The 16,098-nt window shown below is 34.6% G+C and carries 20 protein-coding genes; 1 reads left to right on the forward strand and 19 read right to left on the reverse strand.

What is annotated here, in order from left to right; genetic code table 11:
- Positions 1 to 83: 83 nt before the first annotated feature.
- From LC457_RS16095 to LC457_RS16175, 17 genes are all read right to left on the reverse strand, one after another.
- Positions 84 to 353: a hypothetical protein gene (locus LC457_RS16095; protein WP_223600800.1), complete on the reverse strand. Its 270-nt coding sequence runs from the start codon at positions 351 to 353 to the stop codon at positions 84 to 86.
- A gap of 138 nt (positions 354 to 491) precedes the next feature.
- The gene (locus LC457_RS16100; protein WP_223600801.1) at positions 492 to 1,637 is read right to left on the reverse strand and encodes a class I SAM-dependent methyltransferase; all 1,146 of its coding nucleotides are present in this window, start codon (positions 1,635 to 1,637) and stop codon (positions 492 to 494) included.
- Between the two features lie 268 nt (positions 1,638 to 1,905).
- On the reverse strand, positions 1,906 to 2,289 hold the full coding sequence (locus LC457_RS16105) for a GxxExxY protein (RefSeq protein WP_223600802.1): 384 nt from the start codon (positions 2,287 to 2,289) through the stop codon (positions 1,906 to 1,908).
- 66 nt (positions 2,290 to 2,355) lie between these two features.
- A complete protein-coding gene (locus tag LC457_RS16110; RefSeq protein ID WP_223600803.1) occupies positions 2,356 to 2,796 on the reverse strand; it encodes a DinB family protein in 441 nt (146 codons plus the stop codon).
- A gap of 10 nt (positions 2,797 to 2,806) precedes the next feature.
- Positions 2,807 to 3,256, reverse strand: a complete 450-nt coding sequence (locus LC457_RS16115; RefSeq protein ID WP_223600804.1) for a hypothetical protein — start codon at positions 3,254 to 3,256, stop codon at positions 2,807 to 2,809.
- Between the two features lie 17 nt (positions 3,257 to 3,273).
- On the reverse strand, positions 3,274 to 4,437 hold the full coding sequence (locus LC457_RS16120) for a methylmalonyl-CoA mutase family protein (protein ID WP_223600805.1): 1,164 nt from the start codon (positions 4,435 to 4,437) through the stop codon (positions 3,274 to 3,276).
- Positions 4,438 to 4,541: 104 nt separating this feature from the next.
- On the reverse strand, positions 4,542 to 4,898 hold the full coding sequence (locus LC457_RS16125; RefSeq protein ID WP_047374422.1) for a septum formation initiator family protein: 357 nt from the start codon (positions 4,896 to 4,898) through the stop codon (positions 4,542 to 4,544).
- Between the two features lie 4 nt (positions 4,899 to 4,902).
- The gene (gene udk / locus LC457_RS16130) at positions 4,903 to 5,517 is read right to left on the reverse strand and encodes a uridine kinase (protein ID WP_129057369.1); all 615 of its coding nucleotides are present in this window, start codon (positions 5,515 to 5,517) and stop codon (positions 4,903 to 4,905) included.
- A gap of 208 nt (positions 5,518 to 5,725) precedes the next feature.
- On the reverse strand, positions 5,726 to 6,031 hold the full coding sequence (locus LC457_RS16135; protein WP_052186520.1) for an ATP-dependent Clp protease adaptor ClpS: 306 nt from the start codon (positions 6,029 to 6,031) through the stop codon (positions 5,726 to 5,728).
- A gap of 14 nt (positions 6,032 to 6,045) precedes the next feature.
- Positions 6,046 to 7,404: a hemolysin family protein gene (locus LC457_RS16140; RefSeq protein WP_223600806.1), complete on the reverse strand. Its 1,359-nt coding sequence runs from the start codon at positions 7,402 to 7,404 to the stop codon at positions 6,046 to 6,048.
- A 270-nt stretch (positions 7,405 to 7,674) separates the two neighbouring features.
- Positions 7,675 to 8,538 carry an ATP synthase F1 subunit gamma gene (gene atpG / locus LC457_RS16145; protein WP_184554239.1) on the reverse strand — a complete coding sequence of 288 codons (864 nt, stop codon included), beginning with the start codon at positions 8,536 to 8,538 and terminating at the stop codon, positions 7,675 to 7,677.
- A gap of 76 nt (positions 8,539 to 8,614) precedes the next feature.
- Entirely contained in the window at positions 8,615 to 10,192 is a 1,578-nt protein-coding gene (gene atpA, locus LC457_RS16150; protein ID WP_223600807.1) for a F0F1 ATP synthase subunit alpha, read from the reverse strand.
- Between the two features lie 16 nt (positions 10,193 to 10,208).
- Positions 10,209 to 10,748: an ATP synthase F1 subunit delta gene (gene atpH, locus LC457_RS16155; RefSeq protein ID WP_223600808.1), complete on the reverse strand. Its 540-nt coding sequence runs from the start codon at positions 10,746 to 10,748 to the stop codon at positions 10,209 to 10,211.
- Between the two features lie 2 nt (positions 10,749 to 10,750).
- Positions 10,751 to 11,248 carry a F0F1 ATP synthase subunit B gene (locus LC457_RS16160; protein WP_047374409.1) on the reverse strand — a complete coding sequence of 166 codons (498 nt, stop codon included), beginning with the start codon at positions 11,246 to 11,248 and terminating at the stop codon, positions 10,751 to 10,753.
- An 83-nt stretch (positions 11,249 to 11,331) separates the two neighbouring features.
- On the reverse strand, positions 11,332 to 11,526 hold the full coding sequence (gene atpE, locus LC457_RS16165) for an ATP synthase F0 subunit C (protein ID WP_002979108.1): 195 nt from the start codon (positions 11,524 to 11,526) through the stop codon (positions 11,332 to 11,334).
- 47 nt (positions 11,527 to 11,573) lie between these two features.
- Positions 11,574 to 12,671 (reverse strand): F0F1 ATP synthase subunit A, encoded by a 1,098-nt coding sequence (gene atpB, locus LC457_RS16170; RefSeq protein WP_047425399.1) that lies wholly within the window; start codon positions 12,669 to 12,671, stop codon positions 11,574 to 11,576.
- A gap of 59 nt (positions 12,672 to 12,730) precedes the next feature.
- Positions 12,731 to 13,102, reverse strand: a complete 372-nt coding sequence (locus LC457_RS16175) for a hypothetical protein (protein WP_223600809.1) — start codon at positions 13,100 to 13,102, stop codon at positions 12,731 to 12,733.
- 157 nt (positions 13,103 to 13,259) lie between these two features.
- On the opposite strand from LC457_RS16175, the gene ffh reads away from it, so the two are divergent.
- On the forward strand, positions 13,260 to 14,618 hold the full coding sequence (gene ffh, locus LC457_RS16180) for a signal recognition particle protein (protein WP_047374403.1): 1,359 nt from the start codon (positions 13,260 to 13,262) through the stop codon (positions 14,616 to 14,618).
- Positions 14,619 to 14,689: 71 nt separating this feature from the next.
- Here the strand turns inward: ffh and LC457_RS16185 are convergent, their stop codons facing one another.
- The gene (locus LC457_RS16185; protein WP_223600810.1) at positions 14,690 to 15,358 is read right to left on the reverse strand and encodes a porin family protein; all 669 of its coding nucleotides are present in this window, start codon (positions 15,356 to 15,358) and stop codon (positions 14,690 to 14,692) included.
- Positions 15,359 to 15,433: 75 nt separating this feature from the next.
- On the reverse strand, positions 15,434 to 16,096 hold the full coding sequence (locus LC457_RS16190) for an outer membrane beta-barrel protein (protein ID WP_223600811.1): 663 nt from the start codon (positions 16,094 to 16,096) through the stop codon (positions 15,434 to 15,436).
- Between the last annotated feature and the right edge of the window lie 2 nt (positions 16,097 to 16,098).

Here is a 16,098-nt window from a genome sequence, read left to right on the forward strand (position 1 = left end):
TTATGCTAATGAGCTTTATAGCCATCTTTTTTAATAAAAAATGCCCTGCAAAAACAGGGCACTTGTATATTTTGTACTTCTAATTAGTGTTCAGCTTTTGGAGCCTTTTCAGTTTCAGCAGGTTTTGCAGCAGCAGTACTGTCTGTTTTAGGAGCTACAGCTTCTGGCTTTACAGCAACTTCTTCCTTATGTTCTGCAGCAGCTGCATGTCCGTGACCTTCTCCCTGTGCAGCATCAGAATATCTTTCTACTCCTTCTTCCAGTTTCAAAGTCCCTTTATTTCCACCAGCTGGTACTTTTTTACAACTTACCGCTACTGTTGCAATTGCTAAACATATAACTAATTTTTTCATATGTAAAATTATTTTTTTTAAGATCATATGAAACCGCACTATTTTAATCTATTCTGATGTATCCAAACAGCTGGCGATTTCATGTTTAAATTTTTGATTGCCCAAAAGTAAGAAATCCTGCTTTTTTCGGCAACATTTTTATACTGATTTTAATATTATTTTCCCTTTTTTGGATTGTGTAAAAATAAGGTAATGATCTCCTCCATCTTTCAACCCATATTTTTTCTTGATTTCTTCAGGTTTTAAGGGATAGTTTTTTGAAATGATATTAAACTGTTCTTTTTTCTTAATATTTTTAGAGTCAACCGGTTCCATCTCCAAAATTCTTCCTGGAAAATCTTCCTTCTTTTCACTGGAGGTATAAAAATGACTGTTTGGATGAAGCTTTTTCAATCCGAATTTTTGTGAAATCAAATTAAAAACTCCTGCTTTCAAAATAGAGTTATTGGGGATGTAAATGTATTTTTCAGGCTCAGAATATTCCGATTCTGCCCTTTCTTCTTCTCCAAATTTGAAGGTAAAGCCAGATTCACCACTCTCAAGGTTCACACAGCTGCAGATAATCTCATCTGTATTTTCGTTGGATAAAAAAATAACAACTTCTTTTACATCATTTTTCAGGGCAATAATTTCTATCCTGGAAATACCCGACAGCACTGATACAAGATATTTAAGATCAATAAGCGGAGAGAGTTTAATAATTACCTGATCGGAAATAGAAAGTAATGTTTCCTGAATTTCCAAAATATCAGGAGACAGGTCTTCTAAAAGAAAAACTTTGTTTTTCTGCTGATCTCTTCTGGCGGGATCAAGGTAAATAACATCAAAATGTTCCTGATTTTGGCTCAGAAAATCTTCAAGCTTTTTGTTGATAAAACTTGCCTGACGCCCTAAGATACCCCAGTTATGCTTAACGATTTCTAAAAGTTCTGTATTCTGCTCTACCAAAGTGACATGATCAAAGTTTTGGGACAGATAATAGGCATCAATACCAAAACCGCTCGTAAGGTCAATAAATGTACTCCCTTTCAATATTTTGGATTTGTAAAGGGCTGTTTTTTCTGATGACGACTGTTCCAGATTAAGCTGCGGTGGAAAAATAATTCCTTCTTTCAAGAGAAAAGGAAATTTTCTTTCAGCAACCTGCTTTCCTTTGATCTGCTGTACAATTTCCTGCATAGAAACTTCCGGAAAAGGCGATTTTTTTAGCAGCAATGCATGTAAATCTGCATTCAGATTTGCATTGATATAGTTTTGGATTTCTTTGTTTATTAATTTAACCACAGATGACACGGATTTTCACAGATGTTTATGTTTTATTTCTTTGCATTCAAATGCTGATATATTTCTTTTTTTATTATTCTAACATTTTATAATCCAAATGTTTAAATTCAGGAAATTTATTTTTAACTGCAGATGAAACTGATTTTCACAGATGTTTATGTTTTATTTGTATTTAATACATTAAATTATTTCTGCTTTTTCTGATTAACTAAAAAATATACGCAATCATCTGCGAAAATCTGCGGCATCTGTGGTTATCTTTAGAAAGCTAATCTAAATTTCCTCTTACTTTCCGAATAATACTTTTGCTAATATAATCAGTATTAAAGTTAACCAGAATTCCTAGTTTCAATCCTGTTAACTTTAGATAGGTTAATAACTGTTGGTGATGAATATTTGCTATTTCCGTTACGGCCTTCACTTCTATGATAATTTTATCTTCAACAATTATATCAGCAACAAAGCTAGAATCAATAGTGATATCCCTGAATTTAATCTTCATTGGAACTTGAGTTCTCACTTTTAAACCATTATTCTCCAGTTCATAAGCCAAAACTTTCTCATAAACTTTTTCTAAAAGCCCTGGTCCAAGTTCATTATAAACAGAAAATATAGATTTCCTGATATAAAAACTTATCTCATTTTCTTTCATAACATTTGTATTTTGTGTTTCATAAATCTACACAAAATCTTATTTGAAAATGATTACTCAATCAAATTATCTTTTGTAAAAAATATAATCAGTTAATACCGGGATTATACCGTTCTGTTTAAATAAAGAGTTGATTTGCCCTCTATGATAAGTAGAATGATTAACTGCATGGAAAAGCATTTCAAAAATACTGTTTTCAAACTTTGCCCCTCTTGAATTATGATATTCTATTCTTTTATCCAGATCAAAATTCCTTATAATATCAATGCTTTTAAGAAAGTTTCCATGATTAATTTCCTCAAGAGATTCAAAAGGATTAATTTGCCAGACTTCAAAAGTTTTTTCTCCCAGAATCCGGGCATTCCAAATCTGTTGTGCATTAAGAGTATGATTAATCAAACTGATCGTTTTATCATCAACAAGTTTTCTGTTTTCAGAAATAACTTTAATCATTTCAACATTGAAATGATAGGTGTATTTAAATAAATCTATCAGTTTTTCATTCATTACTAAAAACTTATAAGCTTTTTTCTTTATGCAGCTTTATTACATTTGGGGATGTAGAATCTATATCTTCCGGATTTTCATTCTCAAAATCAAAGAATAGCAGAAATTCATTTTCATTAATAAACTTAATAAGCCCACTTAAAAATTTACTCTCTTCAAGTTTATTGTTGAAATCATTATATGATGCTACTAAACTGAATTTGATAATTTTTTTTGAAAAATCAGTAGTATATTTTACATGGGCAACTTTACCTTTGTTTGGGCCATCAGGAATTACATGATGTCTACCATCAATATCCAATCCATTAAGTTGTACCTTTACATAGCCATCATCAAAAAATGTAAATGAACCGTAACTACCGGCATCTATTCCGCCCCATTTTCCGTACAGATCTTTCTCTGTTTGTGAAAAAAGTAGTCCGAAAAATGATAAAAAGAAAATTAGTAAGCTTTTTTTCATGGTATTATGAGATGTTTTTACTCAAACATTTCAGCCCAACGAACAGCTATTATTTCATTTTCGTTGTAAAGATCTCCGATAGACTTTTTAACGTCTAATTTAGGGTATAAATTCACTCCAATCAGCTTTATTTTCCCTTCTTCAATCCATTGTTGTTCTTCAACAGCATGATCATAGATCTTTTTCTGAATAACGCCTTGTTTTAACAATTCAAGGTAACCTCCTGCTTCTTCAATTTCAACAAATAATGCCCAGGATTTTTCTGCAAACTGTTTTGTAATATCCTCAATATAATAACTTCCGTTCGCTGCATCTTCAAATACATTGATGATACTTTCGTAAGCCAGAACGATCTGTTGTTTGAAAGAAATCTCTTCCGAATTATCCGTACTTCTGTTTACCAGATAATTATTGGTAAAAACAGCGTCTGCCCCTCCGATCATTGCGGAAGCAAGTTCTAATGTAGAACGGATCAGGTTGTTTTCATTATCAGAAACGGCCTTATTCCTCAGTGAAGTCTCTGCAAAGATGTATGGAACTTCATCCATCCCATATTCTTTAGAAAGTTGGTTAAAAATGATTTTAAAGGCTCTCAGTTTTGCCATTTCAAAGAAATAATTTCCTCCTACGGCTATTCTGAATATCAGTTTATTCAAAATTTCAGCACCATAAGCTTCTACCAGCTCCTTAGTTTTTGCGAGCGCAATACCAAGCTGTTGATAAATAGCTGCTCCGGCATTCTGATGCAGTGAAATATCAACACATATGTTTCTTTTAAAATCTTTAGCCAATAATTCTTTAGCCAGCTGGTCGTCTATATTTCCTTCTTTTTCATTAAAAATGTCAATCAATGAAAAATACTGGTCTTCTTCTTTAGGACTTATGTGTCCTGCAAGTTCTTTGTTGTTGACAAAAAGAGTCTTTTGATCAAGATTTTCTACGTTATGATCAAGGATAAACGCAAATACTTCTTCTTCTAAACTTTCATGGTATTTTGCTACCAAATGGGTACTCTCTTCAACTCTGGGCAGATTTACCAAAGGCTTCTGAACTTCCGTGTAAAATGGCTTCACTTCTATTCCTTCCAAATTCTGCTTTTCTAAAATTGGGTAAATATCCTCTGTTTTAAGTTGTTTTTTGACTAAATTCTCCCAGTTTGAAAATATATCTGTATTTGACATTAGTTTTTTTATTTGTGAATGGTCAATGGTGAATTCTGCTTCGCAAGTGAATTTTAAAAACTAAAAATTCTTTTCGTCATTAACGTAATTCTATTCAACTTTTATTACTTTTTAGCAACTTTTGTGCTGTCCACCACCAAAATGAAGATCTCTTCATTCGGTTTTTTCATGAAATAATTTTCTCTTGCGTATTTTTCTTTCTCTGATTTGTTGTTCATCAGTTTTTTATAAAAAGCATCATTCTTTTCGTATTCTTTTTTATAGAAGTCAAGCTGCTCTTCATATTTTCTGATCTCACCATTGAGTTCATTAATTACAAGAAATGAGGTTTTATCGAAAAAAATCATCCATACCAAAAACAGACAGATCGTAATGGTATACTTGTTCAAAACATATTTCTGTATAAGTTTGAATGTTTCAGATTTCGGCTGAATGTCTTTGATAAGGTTGTTTTCTTCCATTTTTTTAATGTTTTTTCAACGAGTTTTTAATAACAGTAGTTAAAAAATCAATCGCTACGGAATTCTGCTTCATATTAGGGATAATAAGATCGGCATCATTTTTAGATGGCTCTATGAATTCCTGGTGCATTGGTTTCAATGTAGTCTGATAACGGTGTAATACTTCGCTCAGATCTCTTCCCCTTTCCTGGGTATCTCTCCTGATCCTCCTGATCAGCCTTTCGTCAGAATCTGCGTGAACGAATACCTTCAAATCAAATTCTTTCAGTAATTCTTTGTTGGTAAGAACCAGAATTCCTTCTACTACCAATACGTTTTTAGGTTCTACAGTCACATGATCTCCTGTTCTGGAATGAGTAACAAAGCTGTAAATGGGCTGTTCAATAGGCTCATTATTTTTTAAAGCTTTTACATGTTTTATCAGTAGGTCAAAGTCTATTGATTTCGGGTGGTCATAATTAAGAGCTTCTCTTTCTGTCAATGTAAGACCTTGGTTGTCATGATAATAATTATCCTGAGAAAGGATATTCATTCCTTCAATATCAAGCTGCTGAAGTATCTTGTCAACAACTGTAGTTTTGCCGGATCCTGTACCACCGGCAATTCCTATTACAAGCATTATTTTTTTGTTTCTTTATAGTTGGTACAAATATACTATTTTAGATAAAATATGACAATGTAAGAGTATTGAGAAATTAAAAGATTAAAGCATTTAAAGATTAAAAGACTTTGCTGAAGGCTGCTACTCTTTGTCATTTATTGTTATTCTTCAACTTTCACCTTCGGATTCAATAAAAAAACCGGCAAGAAACTTGCCGGTTTTTATTTTATACGATTTCGCTTGTTAATTCGCGCGAAATTAATTTTTCATGCATAGGCTTTAAAACATCCATTGAGCCTGTTTTTACGGTACACTTGCCCTTGTAGTGAACTAGGATCGTACATTGCTCAGCTTGTTCAAGTGTATGTTTGCATATTTCGATCAGACAGTCTATTACATAATCAAATGTATGAACATCGTCATTATGCAGTACCAGTTTATAGACTTCATCCGTATCATCCAGAACGAGGACTTCTTCCTCATACTGGCGTTTTGGGTCTTCGTAATCTTTTATGCTGTTATAAAAATTCATTCTAACTGTTTGTTTTAAACTTCTCCAATTTTATCTGCCAAATGATCTATAGCATTGGGTTCTTCATAGACCAATTCTACAAGTTCCACACTTTTATTATTCATTTTCAGAATTTTGAAGTGATAGTCCTCAAGATCAAATTCCTGGTTTTCTTCAGGGATGTCTTCCAACTCATAAAGAATAAATCCGGCTAATGAATTGTACTCACTTTCTTCTGAAAGAGGCAGTTTTTTAGGTAAAAATTCATTGATTTCATCCAAAGGCTGTGTAGCCTGTACCCAATACGTATTATCTGATATTTTATCAACGATTTTTTCTTCATCGTCTTCTTCATCCTGAATTTCCCCTACCAGTTCTTCCAGAATATCTTCTAATGTAATAATCCCTTCAGTTCCACCAAATTCGTCGATAACAATAGCGATATGCTGTTTTTTAAGCTGGAACGTTTTCAGTAAATCTGAAACTTTTTTACTTTCCACAACAAAAAAGGCATCACGCATTAAATCTTTAAGATCTTCATGATCCAGATTTCCTTTTCTTTTTACAAATTCCCTGATGATCTCTTTTGTATAGAAAATCCCGATAACATTATCAATGGAGTCGATGTATACCGGAATACGGGAATACCCACTGTCCATAATCTTATTGATGATATCATTCACATCTTCTTCAAAATCGATAGAAGTAATATTTTGTCTTGGAACCATGATCTGCTTAGCAGAATGATCGGTAAAATCAAATGCATTTTTGATGATCTCATAGTTCTCTTCTTCAATCTCCCCACTGTCAGCACTTTGTTTTACCAAAAGCTGAAGTTCTTCGGTAGAGTGAATTTCCTGTTCGGAAGCCGGGTGAATTTTAACCAATCTCAGGAAACCGTTTGACATTGAGTTCATCAACCAGATAAACGGTTTAAAAATCGTGTAAAAAACTCTTAGCGGAACAGCAGTTGCCATTGTAGTTGCTTCAGATTTTCTGATCGCAATTGATTTTGGGATAAGCTCACCAAATACAATGTGCATGATTGTAATCAACACAAAACTTGTCACTACTGAAATTGTAGTAATTGTTGTCTGAGTAAGATCAATACTCAAAGAGATGAAAATGTTTTCAACAATATGATGCAGGGCACTTTCTCCTACCCAACCAAGGGCAAGGGATGCCAATGTAATTCCTAATTGTGTAGCGGAAAGATATTCATCAAGATGCTTGATGATATGTTCTGCCTGTTTAGCCATAGAATTGCCTTCTGCGGCTTTTAACTGAATTTGTGAATAACGAACTTTAACAATTGAAAATTCTGCGGCTACGAAGAAGCCATTTAGTAAAACAAGAAATAAGGCCAGCAAAAGCCTGACTATGTCCGAGTCCATTTAGAGGTTGTATATATTTTATTAAGTACAAAGATATGTAAAATAAAAATAACCTGAATCCGGGATAGATAATTTTGGTTAAGGATTTTTTTTCAGAAAAAATGAAGCGATAAAACACTCTTATTTTTCAATTAAAAAAATAACTGAGGGGATTCTTCCATTTATCTATAAAAAGATGATTTTTAGATACCGAATAGCAGTTTTAGCATTCATATAAACAAAAAAGCACCGATAATTTCGGTGCTTTTCATTGTATCTTAAAATAATTCTTTATGAATTTTTCAAAGCTTCTGCTCCGGAAACAATTTCCAGGATTTCGTTGGTAATTGCAGCCTGTCTTGCTTTGTTGTAGAAGATCTTCAGATCATTTCTCAATGCTTCTGCATTGTCTGTAGCTTTGTGCATTGCAGTCATTCTCGCTCCATGCTCAGATGCTACTGAATCCAGGATTGATTTGAAAACCTGAGTTTTGATCGATTTTGGAATCAAATTATCCAGGATCTCAGCTCTGTTAGGTTCAAAGATATAATCTGTTTCAACCTGCGGTTCAGTGTTTTCAGGCATTGAAATCGGAAGAAGTTTTTCTGTAGTTACTTCCTGAGTTGCTGCATTCACGAATTTGTTATAAATAACATATACTTCGTCAAATTTCCCTTCTCTGAAGCTGGTCATTACTCCTTCAGTAATGTTCGCTACCATATCAAAGTTCAGGTTATCATAAACAGAACTTCCATTAGCATATACCGTACGGTTTCTTCTTACAGCATCATATACTTTTTTACCTACCGGCAGAACTTCAATCTCATATTGAGAGTTGTTCTGGAACTGAAGGTTAAGCTCTTTTACGATAGAAGAGTTAAAAGCTCCTGCTAGACCTCTGTTTGAAGTAACAGCGATAAATAGTATTCTTTTAACCTCTCTTTTCTGAGCATATACAGAAATCTGATCAGGATCTGAGCTAGAATTTACATTCTGGATAAGCTCCTGTAATTTTTCAGAATAAGGTCTTAACATTACGATTGCATCCTGTGCTTTTTTAAGTTTCGCTGCCGAAACCATTTTCATAGCACGTGTAATCTGCATCGTAGATGAAATTGACGTAATTCTGCCTCGTATTTCTTTTAAGTTTGCCATTAATTTGGGTTCAAAGTTTAAGGTCTAAAGTTTAAGGCTTAAAACGTTATATTTTAAACCTTAAACATTGAATTTTTTAGTTGTATTTAGAAGCTAAATCGTTAGCTGCCTGCTTAAGAACTGCTGTAATATCGTTATCGATTTTACCTGCTTTAATAGCAGCCATCGTATCAGGGTGCTTAGATCTTAGGAATTCGATGTACTCATGTTGGAATTCTTTGATCTTTCTGATAGGAACGTTTCTCATTAAGTTTTCTGTTCCGGCATATACGATTGCTACCTGACTGTCTACAGGAAGTGGAGCATTTACCGGCTGCTTAAGGATCTCTACGTTTCTTTCTCCTTTAGAAATAACTGCTAAAGTAGAAGCATCAAGGTCAGAACCGAACTTAGCAAACGCTTCTAGTTCTTTATATTGAGCCTGGTCTAGCTTCAAAGTACCAGATACTTTTTTCATTGATTTAATCTGAGCATTACCTCCTACTCTCGATACAGAGATACCTACGTTGATCGCAGGACGAACCCCTGAGTTGAATAGATCAGACTCCAAGAAGATCTGTCCGTCTGTAATAGAGATTACGTTGGTAGGGATGTATGCAGAAACGTCACCAGCCTGAGTTTCAATAATTGGAAGTGCCGTTAATGAACCACCACCTTTTACGATTGGTCTTAAAGACTCAGGTAAATCATTCATCTGACTAGCAATATTGTCATCAGCGATAACTTTTGCAGCTCTTTCCAATAATCTTGAGTGAAGATAGAAAACGTCTCCAGGATAAGCTTCACGGCCCGGTGGTCTTCTCAATAGTAGAGAAAGCTCACGGTAAGCAACAGCTTGTTTAGATAAATCATCATAAACGATCAAAGCTGGTCTACCAGTGTCTCTGAAGAACTCACCTATAGAAGCTCCTGCCATTGCAGAATATACCTGCATTGGAACTGGATCTGATGCATTAGCCGCAACGATTACAGTATATGCTAAAGCTCCTTTATCAGAAAGCGTTTTAACGATTTGTGCTACTGTAGAAGCTTTTTGACCAATTGCAACATATATACAATATACAGGCTTACCTGCATCAAAAAATTCTCTTTGGTTAATGATCGTATCAATTGCAACAGTAGTTTTACCTGTCTGTCTGTCACCAATGATAAGCTCTCTTTGTCCTCTTCCTACAGGAATCATCGCATCAATTGCAACGATACCTGACTGTAAAGGTTCAGTTACCGGCTGTCTGAAGATAACTCCAGGAGCTTTTCTTTCCAATGGCATTTCGTATAAATCCCCAGTAATAGGACCTTTACCATCGATAGGGTTACCAAGAGTATCTACTACTCTTCCTAACATACCTTCTCCTACTTTGATAGAAGAGATTCTGTTTGTTCTTCTTACTGTATCACCTTCTTTTACTAATTTACTTTCACCAAGTAGAGCAACACCTACGTTGTCTTCTTCAAGGTTAAGTACAATACCTTCTACATCACTAGAAAATTTCACCAACTCTCCGTATTGTACGTTTTCTAACCCGTATACACGAGCAATACCATCACCGATGGTTAAAACTGTACCTACTTCCTCAACGTTTGATTGAGTATCGAAGTTGGCCAATTGCTGTTTTAAGATCGCAGATACTTCTGCCGGATTTATTTCTGCCATTGTATGGTTGTTTTTCTTAATTTAATTGGAAATCTTTTTTAACTTGGTTCAATTTTGTCTTCACAGACGCGTCTACCTGCTGGTCACCTACTCTTAGAACATATCCTCCAAGAATTTCTGGCTTCACATTCACTTTCAGATCAAAATTTGAATCAGCATTTACAAGATTGGTAGATCTTAAAATCTGATCCAGGTTCTCTTTTGAAAGAGGAGTTGCTGTAGTAAGTGTTACTCTCTGTATACCACTAAGGTCTTCTACTTTATTGATGAATTCCTGAGCGATATTTTTCAGTTGGTTTTCACGTCCATGCTTAATCACCAATCTGATCAAATTCTGAGAAGAGACAGATAAACCTTTGAAAATTTCGTTTGCTACTTCTATTTTCTTTTTAGAATCGATGTAAGGAGTCATGAAAAATTTATTTAAGTCTGCAGACTCTTTCATGATCTTTACTACATCTTTCATTTCAGAAAATACAGTAGCCGTTTGACCTGACTCATTTGTGAAATCAAGTAAACCTTGTGCGTATCTTTTAGCTACTTTAGATGTAAGCATTCTTAGTTAAGGTTTGATTTGTTTAAATAATTTTGAACTAATTCGTTTTGAGCTTCGCTGTTGTCTAATTTTTGTTTCAAGATAGACTCAGCAATGTTCACAGATAAAGTACCAATTTGAGTTTTGATGTCTGCCATAGCAGCATTTTTCTCAGCGTTGATAGTCTGTTTAGCAGCTTCGATCATTCTGTCTCCTTCCGTTTTAGCAACATCTTTAGCTTCCCCTACGATTCTGTCTTTAATTTCTCTAGCTTCTTTAAGGATAGCATCTCTTTCTATTTTAGCTTCACGAATGATTCTTTCGTTATCCTCTTTTAAAGTTTCCATTTCTTTTCTAGCTAATTTAGCTTGATTAAGAGCGTCAACAATAGATGTTTCTCTGTCATTGATAGACTTTAAAATAGGTTTCCAAGCGAATTTACCTAACAAAAATAATAATGCTAGAAAAATAACAGACTGGATAATAAATAATCCTGACGAAAACTGATGAATTAATTCCATTATATAAATGTATAAATAATTATTACTTTTTTTAAAGAACCATTACCTGTAACCAACCGTCACAGATAATGGTCTGATTTTAATTAGTTTACTGCGAATAGAGCAGCAAACGCAACACCTTCTACAAGTGCAGCTGCAATAAGCATAGCTGTTTGGATTTTTCCAGATTGCTCAGGTTGTCTAGCGATAGCTTCAAGAGCAGCAGCTCCGATTTTACCAAGACCGATACCTACACCTAGTACTACGATACCAGCACCTACAATTTTAGGGATTTCCATAATATATAATTTTAAAAAATTTGTTTTACTTTAATTTATAATTTCAATTAGTGAGCTGCATGATGTTCGTGCTCGTGCTCTTCTACAGCCATTCCGATAAACAGAGCTGATAACATTGTAAAGATATAAGCCTGTAGGAACGCTACCAATACTTCTAGTAAATAAATTACCAATGTAAGGAACGGGAATGCAACACCTGCGATAAAATTCTTGAATACATAGATCAATCCGATCAAACTCATTACTACGATGTGACCTGCAGTCATGTTTGCAAAAAGTCGAATCATCAAAGCGAATGGTTTAGTGATTGTTCCTAGTAATTCGATAGGAAGCATAATCAACTTCATTGGAACTGGCACTCCCGGCATCCAGAAGATGTGTTTCCAGTAATCTTTGTTAGCTGAGAATGTTGTAATCAGATATGTAAGGATTGCAAGGAAGAATGTCATTGTAATATTACCTGTAACATTGATTCCGAAAGGCATTAATCCTAAAACGTTAAGGAAAAGAATAAAGAAGAATACCGTTAATAAATACCCCATAAATCTTTTATACTTATGTCCGATGTTTGGAATAGCAACTTCATCTCTTACGAAAATGATTAACGGCTCTAAAAATCTTGCAGCACCTGTAGGAACCACTGATTTTTTATAAGACTTAGCCATACCACCGAATAACACTAACATAAAGATTGATACTAATAAAATAATCAGTACACTTTTTGTAATTGAAAGATCTAATGGCTTTTCGTTAGTTGGATGACCATCTTCACCAAGTGTTAAAGTTCCTGCTGCATCAGTCTTATAGATTTTCTCATGGTGTAACACATAAAAAGAACCGTCTACTTCAGTAGGCTCTCCGTGCATGAACCCTTCTTTGTTACTCATAAAAGAGTGAAAACCGTTGTCATATACAATAACAGGAAGAGGGAAACCGATGTGGTGACCTTCTTTATCAACCATCAATGTGAAATCATGTGCATCCAACAAGTGATGATCGATGAACTCTTTGTTTTCTTTGCTTACTTTGTCTTTCTCTGAAAGCTCTTGAGCAGGAGCTGCCCCAGCAGTAGCCTCACCGTGCTGTGCAGACACTAAGTTTAATACAAAAATACTGTAGAATAAAACTGCGAATTTCTTAAACATTGATAGGTTTTTTTCGTTGTGCAAAAATATGATATTTTTTCTAGTTTCAATAAATTATTTTACTGTTTTTTATCATGATTAATCAGCTTGATCGCATAGTATGTAAGCAGGGCTGTCAGGACAAAATAAGGTATAATAAAATGGAATTTATAGCCTGGAATCACTTCAAAGTTCAGTTTTTTTCTGATTAAGTACATCAAACCGAATTTTAAAAGAATCAAACCAATGACGGACAATCCTAAAAATTCCGGTGCTACTCTATTGATTAGGATAATAAGCGTGATCATCATCATAAACATGACGCTTAGAAAAAGATAAAATTTAATGATCACCACTTCATCCAGGTGAAAAACAAATTTCCAAAGGGAAAAATGCACCAGGAACGTCAGAAAGAATAAAATGACAACAAGAATATTGGGATTGATTTTCATTCTAAATTTTAATTGACCGCAAAAATAGACTTTTTCTATCGTATTATGATAAGATTTGATATATATCATTTTTTCTTATCTATATAATATTACGTCCCGGACACTTTAGATATGCTAAAAATTCCTTATTTTTGCAAACCTATAATTTACAATAAATATGTTTAATAGTTTACAGGATAAATTAGACAAGGCATTACATAATATTTCTGGTAGAGGAAAAATTACCGAAATCAATGTAGCGGAAACCGTAAAGGAGATCCGTAGAGCATTGGTAGATGCCGACGTTAACTATAAAGTTGCAAAAGATCTTACTAAAAGAGTTCAGGATAAAGCATTAGGAGAGAACGTTCTTACTTCCCTTACGCCGGGACAGCTGATGACGAAAATTGTTCATGATGAATTGGTAGACCTTATGGGAGGTTCTCAGGAGGGAATCAATCTTTCAGGAAAGCCATCTGTAATCCTTATTGCAGGTCTTCAGGGTTCTGGTAAGACTACATTCTCAGGAAAGCTTGCTAATTATTTACAAACAAAAAGAAATAAAAAACCTTTATTGGTAGCATGTGACGTTTACCGTCCTGCTGCAATTGACCAGCTAAAAGTTTTAGGTGGACAAATCGGGGTTCCTGTTTTCACAGAAGAAGGCTCTACAAATCCTTCTACGATTGCTGAAAACGCAATTAATTTTGCAAAATCAAACGGTCATGATGTTGTGATCGTAGATACAGCAGGTCGTTTGGCGATTGATGAGCAGATGATGAACGAGATCAAATCTGTTCATTACTTTATTAAACCAAACGAAACGCTATTCGTTGTTGACTCAATGACAGGTCAGGATGCTGTGAATACGGCAAAAGCATTCAACGATGCTTTGAATTTTGACGGGGTTGTTTTAACAAAATTAGATGGTGATACCCGTGGTGGAGCCGCTTTAACGATTCGTTCTGTTGTTGAAAAACCAATCAAGTTCATCTCTACAGGAGAAAAAATGGAAGCTTTAGACCTTTTCTACCCGGAAAGGATGGCGGACAGAATCCTTGGAATGGGAGATGTTGTTTCCTTAGTAGAAAGAGCTCAGGAGCAGTTTGATGAAGAAGAAGCTAAAAAACTTCACAAAAAAATCGCTAAAAACGAATTCGGTTTTGATGATTTCCTAAAGCAGATCAACCAGATCAAGAAGATGGGTAATATGAAAGACTTGATGGGAATGATTCCGGGTGTTGGAAAAGCGATCAAAGATGTGGAGATCAGTGATGATGCATTTAAACACATTGAAGCGATTATCTACTCTATGACCCCTGAAGAAAGAAGAAGACCTTCTATCATCAATACTCAGAGAAAAGGAAGAATTGCTAAAGGTGCCGGAAGAAAAATCGAAGATGTGAATCAACTAATGAAACAATTCGATCAAATGGGTAAAATGATGAAGATGATGCAAGGTCCTCAAGGAAAGCAAATGATGCAGATGATGAGCAAGATGCCAAATATGCCTGGAATGGGTGGAATGGGAAAATAAAAAGACAAAATCATTCATAAAAAAACTCTCAGAAATTCTGAGAGTTTTTTGTTTTTATTCTGAATAGGAGTTTATTTAAACTTATACCCTAGTCCCAACTGGAAGAAATTCATTTTTAATGTTTCACCATCCACAGGGTTTTTGATCATATTGGTAAGGCCAAAGCTGTAACGGGCATCTATAAACAATCCTTTATGAATGCTGTAATCAGCCCCTAGGAATAAACCAAAATCGGTAGATTTTAGACCATCATTCAGTTGTCTTTCTAAATAACGCTCTCCTTCTTTAAGCCCTGAAGGATCTACCATCCCGGCATTGGGACCACTTACTTCAAATTTTACTTTATTATTCGTTTTAAAACTTACGTAAGGACCTGCATAAATTCCCAGTTCCGGCGTTGCATAATATCTTGCTGATACAGGAATAACGATTCTGTTAAGGTTCATCTTTTCAGTTAAGGTAAAACCAGTACCTGATATTCCAACTTCTGCTTTACCACCAAGATTGGCATATTCTACCTCTCCCTGAACGGCAAATTTATTATTGAATTTATGTTCAACCAAACCGCCAACATAAAACCCTGACTTAGATTTTAAACTTGCTTCAAATCCACCAAATTCAAAATCTCCTTCACTGGAATTTAATTTTGATAAAGCATACCCTGCCTTTACTCCGAATGTAGTCTGCGCATTTAAGCCTGCAAATAAAGCAATCGCTGATGCTAATAAGATTTTTTTCATGATTATTATTAAATAGTTTTATATTAAAGAAGCCCTAAAATAGCTATCTCAGGGCTAATGTATATATTTTATTTATTATTTTGCAAATACATATTTAACTCCAAAAGTCACGGAAGTTAAACTGATGCCAAATTTGTAATCATCAGCTCTTCTGGCACCGTCAATGTCTCTTTTGTAAGTATTGTATCCGAATTCACCTATTGTTGCTTCAATTGACCAATTCTTCGTTATAAAATAATCCAGACCCGGCTTGATATTAACTCCAATATTGGTGTAATTATTTTTTTGTGTAAACGGAGCGGAAAGTATAGGATCTCCGCCATTACCTTCACTGTTAAAATCCAGTTTTTCCTGGCCAAATTCCAATGGAATCTGTAATTGTCCGAAGATGTATAACTTATCAGATAAAGTCCAGTATTTTCTTACGAATGGAGCTACTACAAAAGCATTATCTGTATCTTTAATTTCCATTACATTGCTAATCGCCGCATTCCCCACTTTGTATTTTGTAACAGCACTTTTATAGCCTACACCAAGTCCCACGGCTAAGTTAGTAGTAACGAAATACCCAGCTGTAGGAAGGATTCTGATCACATCATCCTTTCTTATAGTGCTGAATTCGTCCTTTTCACTGTGATAATACCCTACCTGTCCTGAAAGATAAGAAGTTCCTTTTGCAATCTGTGCGTTTGATAAACCGAAAAGCGCAACAGCGCCCATCAATACGATTTTTTTCATGA

Origin of the sequence: Chryseobacterium sp. GVT01B, assembly GCF_019970045.1 — a bacterium.
Classification (GTDB): domain Bacteria; phylum Bacteroidota; class Bacteroidia; order Flavobacteriales; family Weeksellaceae; genus Chryseobacterium.